We start from the raw sequence: 16,500 nt of genomic DNA, 5'->3' as shown, positions 1-16,500 counted from the left end.
CATGATCTTTTCACAGGACACCTACTGGGCTTTCATGAGGGTTTCGATGTTCTGCGTGGTGCGCCCGACACCCTTGGCGATCAACTCTACCTGCAGGTTGCTGCGGATCAGCGACCAATGGGCGTCCATCAGTGCCACGGGGTCCCCCGTGCGCGAGACCAGGCTGGCCTGCGCGCCCTGCCGGGCTTCGGTATGCTGCTGGTGGAGCTGCCCTATCTGGTGCAGCAGTCCATCGCCAGGGCTGTCGGCGGCACCGGAAAGCGCTTGCTCGAACTCGGCCACCTGCCGGGAATCGGCAGCCGGTGCTGACAGGGACTGCAGGTCGGTGACAACCCGGGTTACCTCGGTAATGCCATTCATGAGCCGCCCTCCACCGTGAAGGAATCATTCAGCAGGTCCATCGCCATGGCGAGCACTTGCAGCCTCGTTTGCTGCGTCAGTTCCGAGGACACCTGTTCGCGGGTTTGATGTTCAACAAGGCTTGCCTGGAACTCGGCTGCGTCTTGATCACTGTGCGTGGGCATCGCGATCAGTGCACCTTGCGCACCAGACACAAGCGCCGAGGCCAGCGGACTCATGCCACCACCTGGGCGCGCATGCCCTGGGCAAAGCGGACCAGATCAGGATCACCGCTCTGCGCCATGCCCTCGAGACGCCGCTCGAGCACGGCCATGTAGCCCAACTGGCGCTCGCACAGCGCCAGCCACGGCTCGAGGGATGGCCAGGGGCCTGGTTGCCCTCTGCCAGGGCTTCCTCGCAACGCCCCTGCCCCATCAGGCTGGCAATGCGTATCGCACAGGCGGCCTCCATGGTTGCCGGTTCCCGGGCCAGCCATTGCGCGATGCACAACGCCTCGTCATGGTGACGATACTCGACACCCAGCAGGCCCAGGCGGGCCATCAGATTGTTCACGGAATGGTTCATGCTCAGAACTTCTGCAGGATGCTGCTGAGAGTGTTCTTGAAGGTCTGACCCAGGGTCGCATCGACCTGGAACACGTTCGACCAGATGTTCGTACGATGGCGCATGTCGGCCAGCAACGCAGGATCGTCACTTTTCTTGTTGAGCTTCTCGAGCGAATCGAGAACATCCTTGTTGGCCTTTTGTACCTGCTCGACCATCCCCTTGTGCACCATGTCCATGGTGTTGCTGGTACCGTCGTAGAAGCCGCTGCTGATGTTCGTCATTTCAGTGTTCCTCCAGTTTCTCGAGTATTTTCAAGGCTGCTTCAAGGGCCGCCAGTTGTTGGTGCAATTCCTGGAACTCGGAAGGTGGCAGCGGCTCCGACAACTGCCTGGCACAGGCCTGCCGTGCGTGCTCCAGCACCGAGAACATTCGCGCCTGCTTACGCGGATCACGCACCTCCCACATGAGTTCATCCATCATCTGCCGGTCTCTCCTTCAGGTTGATCACGTAGTCCCGGCCACCCTTGCTCAGCGTGATCGCCTGCCGATCGATCGCCAGGATGCGAATGCCGGAGGGCATCAGTGCCCCCACTGGGTAACGGCGGTTGTCGCTCAGCGTCACGTAGGGCAACCGCCCCAGTGAGACGCCTCGAACAGGGAAATCGAGTTTCGCGGGCGCAGGTGCCCTGCCCTCGTCGACCAAGCGCAATGATGGGTGGTCGCCGAATGCCTCGCGGTACTGTCGCTGCAGGTTCTGGTAGTCCTGGAGCTGGCGCTCGCGCAGCGCCCCGCGCAGCACCAGGGTGTGTCCCTGGTCGGTCACGCTCAAGGTGTCCTCCAGGCGCCATTCGCGCAGCAGTTGCGCCAGCCGCGTCCGGGCTTGCTCCTGGGGCTGGGGCGGTTGCTCGACGGGCGCTACCACTGCTGTTGGCGTGCCCTGTGCCTCAGCGTCGGCAATCAACAATCGCGTGAGCAACACGAGCAGCAAAAGCAACCCGGCACCCGGCACCATGAACCAGCCGTGGCGCAAGCCTGACCGAGAACGCTGCGCGGGAAGCCACTCGGCGAACAGGTCGTCTTGATTGCAGAAGGCCCACTGCAGCGGACCGCAACATTGAGTCGCCAATGCCTGGAGTTCGGCCTGCGCTGCCACCTCTCGTCCATCCTGGGTGGGTGCTTCGCTCGAACCCCACTCCAGCAAGCGTACGCCACCGGCCTCGACCATCAGCACCAGGTGAATGGCGGCAATGCCCGTATCCGCCAGCACCAGGTCGGCCTGGGCCGGATCGGCGCCGATGACCACCCGCCCAGGCATCAGGGACACCTCGGCGCCGGCATTCAAACCGCTGTAGATCCGCAGTTTCCAGGTCATATCAGGCACGCTCGCCAAGCCCGGGGTCAATCAGCCTCGGCTCGATCAGGAACAGGCGCACCGAACGACGGGTGTTGCTCGACTGATAGCGGAACAAGGCGCCCAGGAAGGGAATGTCACCCAGCAACGGGACCTTGCGGATGCTTTCGCTCGTTTCGTCGCGATGGATGCCGCCGATCATCAGACTCTGCCCAAGGTCTACCCGGGCCAACGTGTCGATGACCGTGCGGCTGACGGTCGGAATGCCATCGGGCCCGGTGCTGTTGGGTTTCTGGCTGCCATCCTCGATATGCAGGCTCAGGCTGATTTCCGGCCGGTCCGTGCTGCGGATCAGGCGCGGCGTCATCTTCAGCAAGGTGCCGTAGGTAATGGCCTTGAGCTCGGCCACCCGCTCGCCCATCACCCGCACATAGTAGGTTTCGCTATGATCGATCACTGCCAGGGTGTTTTCCTGGGTCAGCAAGGTCGGGCGTGATACCACCTGGGCATGACCCTCGCCCTGCATCAGGGTGATCTTGGCCAGCAGCCGGTTCAATCCCCGACTATCGACCAGGCTGCCAGCCAACGTGGTTTGCGCCAATCCCGCTTGGGTTCGGATGTCCATCAGTTGATGCTTACCGACTCCGAACTGCCATTCCACGCCCAGCTCATCCAGGTGTTCGGCGTTGATATCGAGGATCGTCAGGCCTACCTCTATCCGCGCCGCTGGCCGGTCCAGCGCCATGACCAGGCGCCGGTACATGGGCAGGCGCTCGGCGTGATCACGCACGATGATGGAATTGATCGACGGTTCGGCCTGGACCACGGCCCGGCCGGCACGCACGGGCGCGCCCTCTCCCACGGACTGGCCGTCGACCGCCACCACATTGGCATCGGCCAGCACCCGGGAAAGGAGCGTGGCCACGCCGGGCACCGCCACCTTCTGGTCGCGATAGTCGATCTCGCGGTCCACGGCCACCGCATGCCGGAGTGGGATCACCTCGACGCTCAGGCTGCCACCCAGTTCATCCTGCAGGCTGGCCTGCTGCTCCAGGGCCTTGACGGTCTGCTCGACCCGGTCCAGATAGCGGGGCGGTCCCGACGCATACACCAGCCGTCCACCCGACGTGGCACGCCAGGCAAAGCGCGAGGTCCAGCCACCACCCTCCTGGAGCGCCGCACGTAGTTGCGGCTCGCGTACCCTGTCCAGGTGGATCAGGCGGGTCTGCACTTCGCTCGACTTGTCGACATGCAGCACCGCGCCGTCGTAGTACCAGGCCAGGTTGTAGAGCACCGCGACCTGCTCGAGAAACGCCTGCGGGTCCGGCTGCTCGAAGGTGGCGCTAACCTGGTCCCTGACCTTGTCGCTGACCACCACCGAACCTTGATAGTTGGTGGCAAAATTGGTCAGCACATCGCGCAGGCTCTCGCCCTGGGCGATGTAGTGGAACGGCTCGTCCGCCCAATCCAGCGGCTCGCCCTGGGCGACAAGACTGGCCAGCAGGGCTGCCAGACCGGTGGCAAGCGATCTCATGGCAGCCATACGCTTGCTCCACGGGCAATCAGGGGTGTCGGGCCGCGACGGAACGCGCTCAGGACATTCAGCAGGGCGAGCTGAACCCCGAGCACATGCTCAAGGGCATCCACATCGCCCTTTGACAGGTCTATCCAGGCCTCAAGCAGCAGTTCTCCCTCAGGTGTCAGTGCCAACCGCTGCGGGCACTGCGCAGCCCACGCAACGAGCATGCCCGACAGGCGGCGCAGGACCTGTTGGTCGAGACTGGCGCCTTGACCGACCACCGACGACAGCGAGCTGCGAACCACCAGCCGTACGCCACGCGGTTCGAGCCGCAGGCCATGGCCATCAATGCACAGGTGGTAGCCGCCAGCATCATCGGCCAGCCATGGCGCCATGCCCAGCCGGCGGGCCAGCTGCGTGAAAAGTCTGTTCATACGGGTCTTGTCCATGCGAGGTAGGGGTTGGCGCCTAGCGACGGGCGTCGCTGGGCGTGCAACCGAAACGCCGGCGATAGCTCTGGCTGAAATACGACTGGCTGGAAAAGCCGCTTTCCATGGCGATGTCGACAATGCTCATGCGCGTGTTCAGCAGCAGATGATGCGCGTGGACAATCCGGCGCTCGGTGATCCAGGCCCGCGGCGAGCAGTTGTAGAAGGAGCAGAACAGGCTCTTGAATGCCGTCAGACCCAGCCCGAAGGCCTCGGCGTACTGGTCCAGGCGCCACTCGCGCAGGTAGTGCTGCTCCATGAAGGCGTGCAGGCGATCGACATGGCGATTGCCCTGCTGCCGCAGGGCTGCCAGCAATGCCCGGCCCTGCGCCCCGAACACCAGCAGCAACAGCAGCTCCTCCAGGCGCAGCATTGCCAGCATCGACGAGGTCCCCTCGCCTTCGAGCCCCGCCAGGCGGGTCACGCATTCCTGCGCCGCAGTGCAAGGGTGAAGCCGCAAGGTATTCACACCGGGCTCGCCGCAGCGCTCGAGATGGCTCAGTTCCTGGCCGTGGCGCTGCATGAACGCCTGCACGAAATTCACGTCCAGCGGCAGCCACAGCACCTGGCACGCCTGCCATCGGGTCGCCACCAGGTAGGTGCCACGCTTGACGAACAGCAGCTCGCCGGCCTGTAGATCGATGACATTGTCTTTTTCGCGCACGGCCAGCTCGCCTGCCATGATCGCGTAGAAGCCTTCCTGCCCCTGGGACGCAAAACCCGCCCCGACAACATCCAACTGCCGCCCTTGCACACACCAGTCCTCAACTGGAGAAATCCCTCTCGCACCAGGCCGTACTTCCCGTAGACCCCTTTACACACCACGTCGAAGCTCAACGGGTGTAGACATGGCCATAGGCTACGATGCCCTCCCCTGCTTGAACGCAGGGATTGTCCTGGAATGGGCGGAGGCATTTCGCCACCATCTGTAGGAAGTTCGCTGAACCTGGCGCACGGCAGAAAGTGAGCGACAGCCAGCAGCTAAAAAACGACGACAGCCTCCGATAGTCGGGCAAGCAGCATGGTCGTTACCGTGGCGGTCCCCTCCAACGAGAACTCGCCATGCCAGGCACAAACTATGACTATGCGTTGACCCAGCTGTACGCGGCCTTGAAGCTGGATCCCCCAGTGGCCTTCGAGCCGGTGATCAGCCTGCGAGTAGGCACCCATGTGTGCAACGTGACCGAGCACCCCGCCGACCAGTTGCTGATGTTCATCGAACTACCCGCCATCGACGACGTACGCTGGGGCCAGCAGAACCTGTTCTGCCAGGACGCCTGCAAGCCCGTGCTCGGCCTCGACCCGATCACGGGCTGCCAGGTGCTATGGAACCGCCAATCCCTGATGCAGATGGACCGCGCCATGGTGCATCACCAACTGGAACAGCTGGTTCAGGCCGCCCATGATCTGGCCGACGGCGAAACACCCTGAATGGCGTTCAGCGCTGCGCCCAGATCTGCGCTTCGCTCCACCCCAGGGCGGCAAAGTCCTCGGCGCGCAGCGAGGCCTCCTCTTCGCAGAAGAATTCGTCCAGTTGCGGAGGCCTGACCGCCGTGTCGCTGAGCATCGCGTGCACCTGGCCGCGGTGGTGGATCTGGTGCTCGAACAGGTGCGACAGCAAGCGCAGGCGCGGCTCCTGCTGCATCCGCTCCGGCCGCACGATGCTGACATAGCGCCCGAGTTGGTCATCGCGCAATTGCCGGCAGTAAGCGATCAGCCGCTGGTCGGCCTGGGCCTGCTGGGCTTGCAGGTCGGTACAGGTAGCGAAAGGCTGCTCGGGCACGAAGAAGCGCTCGCCGTCCGGGTCGGGCGTTGCCCCGCGCTGCTCGCACTCCAGCGCGTCCAGGTAGAACCAGTCCACCGTCAACAGGTGGTTGAGGGTGGCCTTGATCGAGGGGAAGAAGCTGCAACGGGGGGCGACGAACTCGTCCTGGGTCAGTTGCAGGCAGGCCTTGTACAGGCGATGGTTGGCCCAGCCGTTGTTGTAGGCCTGGGTCAGCAGATGATGCGACAGCGGCTCCATGGTCGGCTCCTTCAGGCGAAGCGTTGCAGTTGCATCTCCCGTAGCCGGCTCAGGGTCCGTTGGTACGGGAACGCCAGATACCCTTGAGTGTAGAGCGCTTCCAGCGGGACCTCGGCCTCCAGGTACAACGCGACCCGCCGGTCGTAACACTCGTCGACCAGCGCGATGAAACGCCGCACGCTGTCATCCTTTGGCGCCAACGTCGGCAGTTCGCGGTCTCCGGCCTCGACACGGGCCGCGCCATCTTCAGTGCCACGGGCGATACGCCCGGCCTGCTGCACGCCGCCCAGGGCCGGCACATCACTCAGCAGAATGGCCGGGTAACGGTCGCACAACGCCATGAAGTCCATGGCGGCCAGGGGCTGCTCGCACAGATCGGCAAATCGGCACCAGAGCGCCCGCGGGCTGTGGCGCACGACCTGAACGTGGCGCGAGCCGATCTGCACGGCCTGCGCGCTGCCGGGGTCATCCGGGCTCAACTGGTCGAACACCGTCGACAACGCCCCGTCACCTCCCGCTGGCGCCACCCAGTAGCGTTGCAACCGTGCCCCCGGGTGCAGGCGATGGTCCTGCTCGCCGGCCACCGACAGCACACGCATATGCTGCTCGATGGCGGCGATGGCCGGCAGGAAGCGCTCGCGGTTGAAGCCGTCGCGGTACAGTTGGTCGGGGGGCTGATTGGAGGTGGCGACGACCACCACACCCTGGTCGAACAGCACCTGGAACAGCCGACCGAGGATAATCGCGTCACCGATATCGCTGACGAACAGCTCGTCGAAACACAGCACGCGAATCTCGCCAGCCAACTCGCGGGCCAGGGCCTTGAGCGGGTCGGCGGTGCCGTTGAGCTGGAACAGGCGCTGGTGGACCCAGGCCATGAAGTGGTGGAAGTGCTGGCGCCGGGCAGGTAGCGACAACGAACGGTGAAACAGGTCCATCAACCAGGTCTTGCCACGGCCCACCGGGCCCCAGAGGTACAGGCCCTGGGTCGACTTGTCCTGGCCCAGGGCATCGAAGCAGGCCTGCAATGCGGTGACGGCGGCCGCCTGGTCCGGGTCGGGAAAGTAGCCGCGTTCAGTGAGGGCCTGGAGGTAGAGGGATTCTGGCGTCATGCCGGCCATGGTACGACACTTTCGCCCCTATCGTGCGTGGGAGCGGGCTTGCCCCGCGATAGGCCCCCTCAGCCATCATCCGTCCTTCAAGCCCACCTTCAGCAATGCCCCGTCCTTGGCATCGGTCAGCACATACACATAACCATCCGGCCCCACTCGCACATCGCGGATCCGCGCCTTGAGATCGCCCAACAAGCGTTCTTCATGCACGATCTTGTCACCATCGAGCTGCAAACGGATTAACTCCTGGGTCGCCAGGGCGCCAATGAACAGGTTGTGTTCCCACGCCTTGAAGGTCGGGCTGTCATAGAACGCCATGCCGCTGATGCCCGGCGACTTCTCCCACACATGATGCGGGTCGACCATGCCATCGACGTGCTTGCCCTTGGCTTCCGGGATCGGCAGCATCGAGTAATTGATGCCATGGGTGGCGATCGGCCAACCGTAGTTCTTGCCGGGCCGTGGAATGTTGATCTCGTCGCCGCCACGGGGGCCATGCTCGTGGGTCCACAGCTGGCCGGTCCAGGGGTTCAACGCCGCGCCCTGCTGGTTGCGGTGGCCGAATGACCAGATCTCCGGGCGCACATTGTCGCGGCCGACGAAGGGGTTGTCCTTGGGTACCTCGCCATCGGGCAGGATGCGCACGATCTTGCCCTGCAGCTTGTCCAGGTCCTGGGCGGTGGGCCGCTGGTTGTTCTCGCCCAAGGCGATGAACAGGTAACCGTCGCGGTCGAACACCAGCCGCGAACCGAAATGATTGCCTTCGGAGAGCTTGGGCTGCTGACGGAAAATCACCGTGAAGTTCTCCAGACGGGCCCGGTCCTGGGACAGCTGGCCACGGCCGACCGCAGTCCCCGCCTTGCCGTCGGGGCCTTCTTCGGCAAACGACAGATAGACCGTTCGGTCCTTGTCGAAGTCCGGCGACAGCACCACGTCGAGCAGGCCACCCTGGCCTTCGGCCCACACCTTGGGCACGCCGGACAATGGCGGGCCGACCTTGCCCTCTGCACTGACAATGCGCAGGTTGCCGGGGCGTTCACTCACCAGCATGTCCTTGCCACCCGGCAGGAAGGCCAGGGCCCAGGGGTTGCGCAGGCCGTCGGCGACAGTGCTGACGGTCAGTTGCCCCGCTTCACTGGGAAATTCCTGCTCGGCGGCCGCCTGGGCCAACAGCGGAAACAGGCCGGCGGCGGCCAGGGTGGTCAACCAGGTACGTGGCGTCATGCTCGATTCCTTCGAAGGGGCTCACGGCACGCGCAGCGAATCGCGTGGTGGCCGGGTGGGTTCCAGGTTCGGGGTCTGCTGCTCGCGGCGCAGGTTTTCGCCATTGCCGATACCGCGGTTGTCGAGAGTCGGCGGGCGCGGGTTGGGTTGCGTGGACGGGCCGCGCACCGGCGGCGTGGCGGGCACGCTGCCCTGGCGGCTGTTGGGGTTGGCACGCATGATCGGGCTGTTGTACGGGTTGTTGCTGTCGTTGGCGGCGAGCAACGGCGCCGGCAGGGGCGCCGCCTGGAGCGGCATGGCCAGCAACAGGCCGAGGCCCAGGATTGGCAGGGTGGGGTTCATGCTTCACCTCCGGTACGAAAAGGCGCGCTCCAGGGTTGGATAGCCTAAAGCGCGCAGGGTTCGACGCAAAAGGATGAATGTGGGTCCTGATGTTTCAGTATGGCCCCCTGGGCTGCGCTGTCGCGTAGGGAACAGGGTTCCAGCGTGGGAGCGGGCTGGTCGGAACGCCGCACCGCCCGGATCACCGGCGAAGCCGGTGCCAAACGCCACATCGCGGGGCAAGCCCGCTCCCACGCGGCTCCAGTCAAATCAAAGATTTATGTTTTGTTCCATGAGAGCGGCCTTGCCGAGGCGTCGGACCGGCCGGAAAGGGCCGCAAAGCGGCCCCTGCGCTACCTTGCCATATCCACCTTGTGCCGCGCCGCATACAGGCACAGCATCTCCATCGCCAGCGTCGCCCCGGCCAGCGCGGTGATATCGGCATGGTCATAGGCCGGCGCCACCTCCACCAGGTCCATGCCCACCAGGTTGATCCCGCGCAAGCCGCCGAGGATCTCCAGCGCCTGCACCGTGCTCAGCCCCCCGCATACCGGCGTGCCGGTGCCGGGCGCGAAGGCCGGGTCCAGACAGTCGATATCGAAGGTCAGGTACACCGGCCTGTCCCCCACCCGCTGGCGGATCGCGGCGATGATCGCCTCGGTGCCCGAACGATGTACCTGGCGGGCATCGAGGATGGCGAACCCCTGGCTGTCGTCATTGGTGGTGCGCAGGCCGATCTGCACCGAGTGCGCCGGGTCCACCAGGCCTTCGCGCGCCGCGTGCCAGAACATGGTGCCGTGGTCTATGCGCTTGCCCTCCTCATCCGGCCAGGTGTCGCTGTGGGCGTCGAAGTGCACCAGCGCCAGCGGGCCATGCCGGCGGGCATGGGCCTTGAGCAGCGGGTAGCTGATGAAGTGGTCGCCACCCAGGGTGAGCATGGCGCAGCCGGCCTCGAGGATGTGCTCGGCGTGCGCCTCGATGCTGTCCGGCACCGACGCGGGCGTGCCGCTGTCGAACGCGCAGTCGCCGTAGTCGATCACCGCCAGGTGATCGAACGGGTCGAACGTCCAGGGCCAGTGTCGGGCCCAGGCTTGCTGCACCGAGGCGTTGCGGATCGCCCGCGGGCCGAAGCGCGCGCCGGGGCGGTTACTGGTGGCGGTGTCGAACGGCACACCGCTGACCACCACGTCGACACCGCGCAGGTCGCGGCTATAGCGGCGCCGGGAAAAACTGGTGATACCAGCATAGGTGCTCTCGGCGGCGGTGCCGTAGAGGCTGTCACGGGTCATGGCCTGGTCGTTGTCCTGGGCGAGGTCCATGGTCTGTCTCCTGTCGTTGTTGTTCACTGGCGGCTGCGGAAGGTGATCCACAGGCGGTTGCGCTGGCGCAGGTCGGACAGCGCCATGCTGCGGTCGGCGAACAGGCGCTGGCGCACCTCGGCCGGCGGGTAGATGTCCGGGTCATTGCGGATCGCCGCATCCACCAGCGGCGTCGCGGCCTGGTTGGCGTTGGCGAAGAACAGCGTGTTGGTCAGGGCCGCCACCGATTCGGGGCGCAGCATGAAGGCGATGAAGGCACGGGCCGCCTCGGGGTGCGGCGCGTCCTTGGGGATCACCAGGTTGTCCTGCCAGACCAGGGTGCCCTCGCGGGGGATGCGGTAGATCAGCTCGAACGGCTTGCCGGCGCGACGGGCCTGGTCGGCGGCCATGGCCGCGTCGCCGTTGTAGGTCAGCGCCAGGCACACGCTGCCGTTGGCCAGGTCGTTGATCTGGCGGCCGTTGGCCACGTAGCTGATCGACGGCTGCAACTGCTGCAACAGTGCCTGGGCGGCGTCCAGGTCGGCCTTGCTCTGGCTGTACGGGTCCTTGCCCAGGTAGTTGAGGGTCAGGCCGATCACCTCCTGGGGCGAGTCCGGCATGGCGATCCCGCAGTCCTTCAGGCGGCTGGCGTATTCGGGCTTGAACAACAGGTCGAGGCTGTCCAGCGGCACATCGCCCAGGCGCTGGCGCACGGCCTCGACATTCACCCCCAGCCCCAGCGTGCCCCAGGTGTATGGCAGCGCATGGCGGTTGCCGGGGTCGGCCTCGGCCAGCTTGGCCAGCAGGTCCGGGTCGAGGTTGGCGTAGCCGGGCATCGCCTGCGCCTCGAGCGGCTGCAGGGCGCCGGCCTTGAGCGCCCGGGCCAGCACCGTGGCCGACGGCACCACCACGTCGTAGCCGCTGCCGCCGGTGAGCAGCTTGGTCTCCAGCACCTCGGTGGTGTCGAAGGTGTCGTAGCGGACCTTGTAGCCGGTCTCCTGCTCGAACCGCGCCAGGGTTTGCGGGGCGACATAGTCGGCCCAGCTGTACAGGTTGACGACCTTCTCCTCGGCCTGCAGCGGCAGGGCGATCAGCAATGAAAGCAGACACAACGTTCGACGCATGGCGGGCACCTCGGCGTGGGGGTGGATGCCGCCAGCATGCCTGCCGGGTTACATTGTAAAAATGGCAACTTTGCGAAGCTGACATTCACCAGGATCAATGTGATGCTCGGACAATTGCACGACCCGGACCTGCACCTGCTGCGGCTGTTCGTCACTGTAGTCGAGGCCGGCGGCTTCAGCGCCGCCCAGGGCGTGCTGGGGCTCAGCCAGCCCAGCATCAGCCAGCAGATGGCCAGGCTGGAGACCCGCCTGGGCTATCGCCTGTGCAGTCGAGGCAAGGGCGGCTTCAGGCTGACCGAGAAAGGCGAGCTGCTGCTCCAGGCGACCCGCGGCCTGTTGCTGCAGATCGAGCAGTTCCGCCAGCAGGCCAACGGCGTGGCCGGACGCTTGCTCGGCACGCTGCGCATCGGCCTGGCCGAGAACCAGGACCGCGAGGTCACCTTGCGCCTGGCCCGGACCATCGCCCGTTTTCGCCAACGCGACGAGCATGTCCGCCTGGAACTGACCAGCGCGCCACCCGCCGAGCTCGAACGGTTGTTGCTGGAACAGCGCCTGGACTGCGCCATCAGTTACTTCTCCGGCAACCAGGCGGCATTCGATTACCTGCCATTGTTCGAGGAACGCCAGCGACTCTACTGCGGCCAGGGGCATGAGCTGTTCGACCAGGTCCAGGTCAGTCGCAAGCAATTGCTGGAGGCCGACCAGGTCTGCCATCCCTACCGCTTTCTCAAGCAGGGCGAACCCTTCCAGAGCCGACGCAGCCTGGCGGTGGCGGAGCAGATCGACAGCGCGCTGACGTTGATCCTGTCGGGACGCCATATCGGCTACCTGCCCTGCCACTGCGCCGCGTCCTGGGAGGCCCAGGGGTTGTTGCGGGCACTGGACCCGACACTGGATTTCGTGGTGCCGTTCACCTTGGCGCGGCACCGTGGGCAGGAGCCAGGTGAAGCGCAGCAGGCGTTCATGGAGGATCTGCGCAGTGTATTCGTTTGAATTGGGGCCGCTTTGCGGCCCATCGCGGGCAATCCCGCTCCCACAGGAGCCGCACATTCCTTGATAGCGGCGCCACGCATTTGCCACACTGAGGACTCGCCCGTGTCCCGAGACCCTATCACCATGTATGCCCGCGCCTGCCTGATCCTGCTGCTGACCCTTGGCCTGAGTGCCTGCGCCCTGTTCCAGGGCCGTGACCCGCTGAACATCAGCGTGATCGGCATCGACCCTTTGCCCGGCCAGGACCTGGAGCTGCGCATGGCGGTGAAGATCCGCGTGCAGAACCCCAACGAAACCCCGGTGGACTTCAACGGCATCGCCCTCAACCTGGAAGTCAACGACCAGCCCCTGGCCGCCGGAGTGAGTGATCAACGCGGGCATATCGGTCGCTACGACGAGGCGGTGATCGTGGTGCCGGTGAGCATCACCACCTTCGCCTTCTTGCGCCAGGCCTATGGCCTGAGCCGGGTGGAGTCCCTGCAAGGCCTGCCCTATGTATTGCGCGGCAAGCTGGCGGGCGGCACGCTCGGGACAATGCGCTTCACCGACAAAGGCAAGCTGGACCTGCCCGCCGCCATAAGTGCCGGCTGGTAAACCTGTTGTTCAGGTAAGCGAACGATCACTCGCCAGCAGCGGCGGAACCGACAAAGCGCACACCGGGGCGTGGACGTTCATCCACGCTGAGTTCGAACACATCCGGCCGTGCATAGTGGCCGACCACATCGAAGTCGTAACGTGCACGCACCAACTCATCGGTGTCGACCTCGGCACAAAGCAACCCTCGCTCACCTACCAGGGGCCCAGCGAGTACCTCGCCGAGGGGGCCGACGATCACGCTGCCACCGTTGATCAACGGCCGGTCTGCCGGCCAGTTGGCCACCTCAAGGCCGAGCGCCGCCGGTGAGTCCTGCACCTGGCAGGCACTGATGACGAAACAGCGTCCTTCGGCGGCGATATGGCGCATGCTGACCTGCCACAGCTCGCGCTCATCCACCGTCGGCGCGCACCACAGCTGCACGCCCTTGGCGTACATGGCAGTGCGCAGCAGGGGCATGTAGTTCTCCCAGCATATCGCCGCGCCGATGCGCCCGGCGCGGCTCTCCACGACCGGCAGCGTGGAGCCGTCGCCCTTGCCCCAGATCAGCCGCTCGGTGCCGGTGGGCATCAGCTTGCGGTGCTTGGCCACCAGGCCGCCTTCAGGCTCGAAGAACAGCACGGTGCAGTACAGGGTATTGCCGCTGCGCTCGATCACGCCAAGCACCAGGCTCGCCCCGGTGCGCGCCGACAGCCCGGCCAGCGCCTCGGTTTCGGCACCCGGTACATCGATGGCGTTGGCGAAATAGCGGGCGAAGGCTTCACGCCCCTCGGGCAGGCGATAACCGAGCTGGGTACCGAACCCCTCGCCTTTCGGGTAACCGCCGAGCAACGCCTCGGGCATCACCACCAGGCTGGCACCGGCCTCGCGGATGGCCTGCTCGTAGCCGAGGATCTGTTCCAGGGTGGCAGCCTTGCCCGCAGGCAGCGAGCCGATCTGCAGGGCGGCAACGATGGATCTTGGCATCCTGGGGACTCCTGTCAGAAGAAAGCCGAAAGGTGCGCACCCCGCACCGCAAGTGTTCGCCTGCCTCAGCGGCTGGTGCTGGCGGCGGCCATCATCTTGTTCACTTCACTGCGTACCAGTTGGGTGAATTCCGCCGGCGACATGCCGTCGAGCTCCGCACGCACCCACTCGGCCCACTTGCCCTTGCGCCGCGGTTTCTCCGCGATCAGCCGAGCGGCCTCACCCTTGGCCTTGCCCAGGTTGTTCTGCCAGTACTCGAACAAACGGGCCTTCTCTGCCTCGATCTGCGCCCGTTCCTGGAAGCTCATGTTGGCCAGATTGAAACTCATGGGGGTATTACCTGCCGCTGGGAAATGGGCGCTATCTTACACTGTAGCGACGCGCCATCGGTACGCCGCTGCAACTTTCCCGGCGCCGTGGCATCCACTGTTCAACGCCCAACCCTTCACGAGGATGTGTACATGGCCAGGAAAACCGCCGCGCAAGGCAACAACGACCAGATCAAGGATCAGGTGTTCAGCGAGCTGCAGGCATTGATCGAGGAGTCCGAAAAGCTGCTCAGCGACAGCGCGTCGCTGGTGGGTGAGGAAGCCGAAGGCATGCGCGCGCAACTGGGGCTGAAGCTGCGCCAGGCGCGCGACGCCACCAGCCGACTGGGCCAGAAGGCACAACCGGTGGTCGAGGCGACACAGGAGTACATTGGCGGCCACCCCTGGCAGACGGTGGCGATTTCCGCAGGTTTCGGCCTGGTGGTCGGCTTGTTGCTCGGGCGCCGCCAGTAGCTCAGGCGGCTTGCGCCAGCGGAATTCCACTGTGGAAGCGCAGTTCCTGGTCGGGTGAAGTAATCAGCCCGACCTCGGCCTCGCGCACCTGCTCCACCACCTGGGCGATATCCGCTTCGTCACCATACTGGTGGGCCAGCTTCAGGTAGCCCTGGTAATGCCGTGCCTCGCTCTTGAGCAGGCCGTGGTAGAAGGTGCCGAGTTCTTCGTCCAGGTGCGGCACCAGGGCGGCGAAGCGCTCGCAACTGCGCGCCTCGATAAAAGCCCCCACCACCAGGGTATCCACCAGCTTGACCGGCTCATGGGCGCGCACCAGCCGCCGCAGGCCCGAAGCATAGCGCCCGGCCGAGACCGGCCGCAGCGGCACGCCCCGGCGCTTCATCAGGCGCAACACCTGCTCGTGGTGCACCAGTTCCTCGCGGGCCAGGCGCGACATCATGTTGATCAGGTCGAGGTGGGTGTTGTATTTGGCGATCAAGCTCAGCGCGGTGCTGGCCGCCTTGAACTCGCAGTTCTTGTGATCGATCAGCAGGGTCTCCTGGTCGGCCAGCGCAGCCTCGATCCAGGCATCAGGGGTACGGCAACCGAGGAAGGCGTCGATTTCAGGAATCAGGGACATGGCACTCACAATCACACAGGACATCGGCAGGACCGGGGATTATACCGGCGACCGTGCCGAGTGCCAGTGACTATGCTTGATACATATCAAGCGGCGGCGGCAGCGGCGCCGTCTATAGTCAGGCATTGGCCGCCATTCTGAAGGGAGTTCACGCCCATGCAAGCCGTACGCAGCATCCTTGTCGTCCTCGACCCCGAGCACGCCCACAGCCGTGCCCTGACCCGGGCCAAGCTGATCGCCGGGGTAACCGGCGCGCGCCTGCATCTGTTGATGTGCGACAAGAAGCAGGATCATGACGCGCTGCTCAGCTTGCTCAGCAGCCAGTTGCATGATGATGGGTACGACAGTGTCACCCACGAGCAGCATTGGAAGGACAACCTGCACAAATCGATCATCCATGTGCAGCAAGCCGAAGGTTGCGAACTGGTGATCAAGGAACACCGGCCTGACAATCCTCTGCGCAAGGCATTGCTCACCCCCAGCGACTGGAAGCTGCTGCGCGAGTGCCCATGCGCGGTGCTGATGGTCAAGAGCGAGCGACCATGGACAGGTGGCAAGATCCTGGCGGCCGTGGATGTTGGCAATCAGGACGAAGCCCATCGCCTGCTGCATGCCAGCATCATCGACCATGGCTATGACATCGCCAGCTTGGCCAAGGGCGAGCTGCATGTGATCAGTGCCCACCCCTCGCCCATGCTGTCCGCTGCGGACCCGGTCTACCAGCTCACCGAGACCATCGAGAAGCGCTATCGCGAGGCGTGCCTGGCGTTCCAGGCGGAGTTCGATATCACCGATGACCGCCTGCACATCGCCGAAGGGCCCGCGGATGTGTTGATTCCCTACACCGAGAAGAAGCTCGATGCCGTGGTGACCATTGTCGGTACCGTGGCACGGACAGGCATCTCCGGGGCGCTGATCGGCAATACCGCGGAGGTGGTGCTGGACTCGCTGGAAAGCGATGTGCTGGTGCTCAAGAGCGAAGAGGCCAAGGCGCATCTGGCCGAGTTGGCGCGGGGCTGAAAGACAACACGCGATCCCCTGCAATAACAGAATACCGTGGGAGCGGGCTTGCCCCGCGATGAGGCCAGATCAGGCAACACCACCGCCTGATCCGGCCTGATCGCGGGGCAAGCCCGCTCCCACGTTGTGTATTCCACAGCAGAGGTGGCGTTGCTTTTC

22 protein-coding genes and 1 pseudogene are annotated in these 16,500 nt (G+C 64.9%); 5 read left to right on the top strand and 18 right to left on the bottom strand.

Going from position 1 to position 16,500, the window contains the following annotated elements; translation table 11 throughout:
• Nucleotides 1–21: 21 nt before the first annotated feature.
• From sctI to NMG10_RS19360, 9 genes and pseudogenes are all read right to left on the bottom strand, one after another.
• Nucleotides 22–360: a type III secretion system inner rod subunit SctI gene (gene sctI / locus NMG10_RS19405; RefSeq protein WP_203651978.1), complete on the bottom strand. Its 339-nt coding sequence runs from the start codon at nt 358–360 to the stop codon at nt 22–24.
• On the bottom strand, nt 357–578 hold the full coding sequence (locus NMG10_RS19400; RefSeq protein WP_254464931.1) for a hypothetical protein: 222 nt from the start codon (nt 576–578) through the stop codon (nt 357–359). The genes sctI and NMG10_RS19400 overlap by 4 nt, the downstream gene beginning before the upstream one ends.
• A pseudogene (locus NMG10_RS19395) lies at nt 575–900 on the bottom strand (YscG family type III secretion system chaperone). Before NMG10_RS19395 ends, NMG10_RS19400 begins: the two are co-directional and overlap by 4 nt.
• Nucleotides 901–926: 26 nt before the next feature.
• The gene (locus tag NMG10_RS19390) at nt 927–1,187 is read right to left on the bottom strand and encodes an EscF/YscF/HrpA family type III secretion system needle major subunit (protein WP_232856999.1); all 261 of its coding nucleotides are present in this window, start codon (nt 1,185–1,187) and stop codon (nt 927–929) included.
• A gap of 1 nt (nt 1,188) precedes the next feature.
• On the bottom strand, nt 1,189–1,386 hold the full coding sequence (locus NMG10_RS19385; protein ID WP_232856998.1) for an EscE/YscE/SsaE family type III secretion system needle protein co-chaperone: 198 nt from the start codon (nt 1,384–1,386) through the stop codon (nt 1,189–1,191).
• Nucleotides 1,376–2,278: an EscD/YscD/HrpQ family type III secretion system periplasmic domain-containing protein gene (locus NMG10_RS25970; RefSeq protein ID WP_274235425.1), complete on the bottom strand. Its 903-nt coding sequence runs from the start codon at nt 2,276–2,278 to the stop codon at nt 1,376–1,378. The genes NMG10_RS19385 and NMG10_RS25970 overlap by 11 nt, the downstream gene beginning before the upstream one ends.
• Before the next feature lies 1 nt (nt 2,279).
• On the bottom strand, nt 2,280–3,800 hold the full coding sequence (sctC, locus tag NMG10_RS19370) for a type III secretion system outer membrane ring subunit SctC (protein WP_274235426.1): 1,521 nt from the start codon (nt 3,798–3,800) through the stop codon (nt 2,280–2,282).
• A complete protein-coding gene (locus NMG10_RS19365; RefSeq protein ID WP_254464930.1) occupies nt 3,788–4,210 on the bottom strand; it encodes a CesT family type III secretion system chaperone in 423 nt (140 codons plus the stop codon). Before NMG10_RS19365 ends, sctC begins: the two co-directional genes overlap by 13 nt.
• Nucleotides 4,211–4,244: 34 nt before the next feature.
• Nucleotides 4,245–4,946, bottom strand: coding sequence for a helix-turn-helix transcriptional regulator (locus NMG10_RS19360; protein ID WP_232856996.1), 702 nt, complete (start codon nt 4,944–4,946; stop codon nt 4,245–4,247).
• 380 nt (nt 4,947–5,326) lie between these two features.
• Here NMG10_RS19360 and NMG10_RS19355 point away from each other — a divergent pair, with 380 nt between their 5' ends.
• Nucleotides 5,327–5,695, top strand: coding sequence for a CesT family type III secretion system chaperone (locus NMG10_RS19355; RefSeq protein ID WP_232856995.1), 369 nt, complete (start codon nt 5,327–5,329; stop codon nt 5,693–5,695).
• Between the two features lie 7 nt (nt 5,696–5,702).
• Here the strand turns inward: NMG10_RS19355 and NMG10_RS19350 are convergent, their stop codons facing one another.
• From NMG10_RS19350 to NMG10_RS19325, 6 genes are all read right to left on the bottom strand, one after another.
• Entirely contained in the window at nt 5,703–6,287 is a 585-nt protein-coding gene (locus NMG10_RS19350) for a DinB family protein (RefSeq protein ID WP_254464929.1), read from the bottom strand.
• A gap of 11 nt (nt 6,288–6,298) precedes the next feature.
• Nucleotides 6,299–7,399 carry a cell division protein ZapE gene (gene zapE / locus NMG10_RS19345; RefSeq protein WP_254464928.1) on the bottom strand — a complete coding sequence of 367 codons (1,101 nt, stop codon included), beginning with the start codon at nt 7,397–7,399 and terminating at the stop codon, nt 6,299–6,301.
• Between the two features lie 75 nt (nt 7,400–7,474).
• A complete protein-coding gene (locus NMG10_RS19340; RefSeq protein ID WP_254464927.1) occupies nt 7,475–8,623 on the bottom strand; it encodes a PQQ-dependent sugar dehydrogenase in 1,149 nt (382 codons plus the stop codon).
• 21 nt (nt 8,624–8,644) lie between these two features.
• Complete coding sequence (locus NMG10_RS19335) at nt 8,645–8,965, bottom strand: hypothetical protein (protein WP_203651957.1); 321 nt, start codon at nt 8,963–8,965, stop codon at nt 8,645–8,647.
• A gap of 332 nt (nt 8,966–9,297) precedes the next feature.
• A complete protein-coding gene (speB, locus tag NMG10_RS19330; protein ID WP_232856990.1) occupies nt 9,298–10,263 on the bottom strand; it encodes an agmatinase in 966 nt (321 codons plus the stop codon).
• Between the two features lie 23 nt (nt 10,264–10,286).
• Nucleotides 10,287–11,366 (bottom strand): extracellular solute-binding protein, encoded by a 1,080-nt coding sequence (locus tag NMG10_RS19325; RefSeq protein ID WP_254464925.1) that lies wholly within the window; start codon nt 11,364–11,366, stop codon nt 10,287–10,289.
• 102 nt (nt 11,367–11,468) lie between these two features.
• Here NMG10_RS19325 and NMG10_RS19320 point away from each other — a divergent pair, with 102 nt between their 5' ends.
• Together NMG10_RS19320 and NMG10_RS19315 are read left to right on the top strand one after the other, a co-directional pair.
• Nucleotides 11,469–12,359: a LysR family transcriptional regulator gene (locus NMG10_RS19320; RefSeq protein ID WP_254464923.1), complete on the top strand. Its 891-nt coding sequence runs from the start codon at nt 11,469–11,471 to the stop codon at nt 12,357–12,359.
• 123 nt (nt 12,360–12,482) lie between these two features.
• Nucleotides 12,483–12,953 (top strand): LEA type 2 family protein, encoded by a 471-nt coding sequence (locus tag NMG10_RS19315; RefSeq protein ID WP_254464971.1) that lies wholly within the window; start codon nt 12,483–12,485, stop codon nt 12,951–12,953.
• A gap of 25 nt (nt 12,954–12,978) precedes the next feature.
• Here the strand turns inward: NMG10_RS19315 and NMG10_RS19310 are convergent, their stop codons facing one another.
• Nucleotides 12,979–13,920, bottom strand: coding sequence for a carbon-nitrogen hydrolase family protein (locus tag NMG10_RS19310; RefSeq protein ID WP_232856987.1), 942 nt, complete (start codon nt 13,918–13,920; stop codon nt 12,979–12,981).
• Nucleotides 13,921–13,985: 65 nt separating this feature from the next.
• On the bottom strand, nt 13,986–14,249 hold the full coding sequence (locus NMG10_RS19305) for a hypothetical protein (RefSeq protein WP_203651948.1): 264 nt from the start codon (nt 14,247–14,249) through the stop codon (nt 13,986–13,988).
• Between the two features lie 132 nt (nt 14,250–14,381).
• Between NMG10_RS19305 and NMG10_RS19300 the strand changes: the two genes are divergently transcribed.
• Nucleotides 14,382–14,702 carry a YqjD family protein gene (locus NMG10_RS19300; RefSeq protein ID WP_031315252.1) on the top strand — a complete coding sequence of 107 codons (321 nt, stop codon included), beginning with the start codon at nt 14,382–14,384 and terminating at the stop codon, nt 14,700–14,702.
• Between the two features lies 1 nt (nt 14,703).
• Here NMG10_RS19300 and miaE read toward each other — a convergent pair whose 3' ends face one another.
• Nucleotides 14,704–15,321, bottom strand: a complete 618-nt coding sequence (miaE, locus tag NMG10_RS19295) for a tRNA-(ms[2]io[6]A)-hydroxylase (protein ID WP_232856986.1) — start codon at nt 15,319–15,321, stop codon at nt 14,704–14,706.
• 156 nt (nt 15,322–15,477) lie between these two features.
• Here miaE and NMG10_RS19290 point away from each other — a divergent pair, with 156 nt between their 5' ends.
• Entirely contained in the window at nt 15,478–16,341 is an 864-nt protein-coding gene (locus tag NMG10_RS19290; protein WP_050704888.1) for a universal stress protein, read from the top strand.
• Nucleotides 16,342–16,500: the final 159 nt, after the last annotated feature.

It is taken from the genome of Pseudomonas sp. DVZ6, assembly GCF_024259445.1.
In the GTDB taxonomy this organism is placed as follows: domain Bacteria; phylum Pseudomonadota; class Gammaproteobacteria; order Pseudomonadales; family Pseudomonadaceae; genus Aquipseudomonas; species Aquipseudomonas peradeniyensis.
The sequence above is the reverse complement of the archived record's forward strand: the minus strand, read 5'-3'. Positions and strand labels throughout refer to the sequence as shown.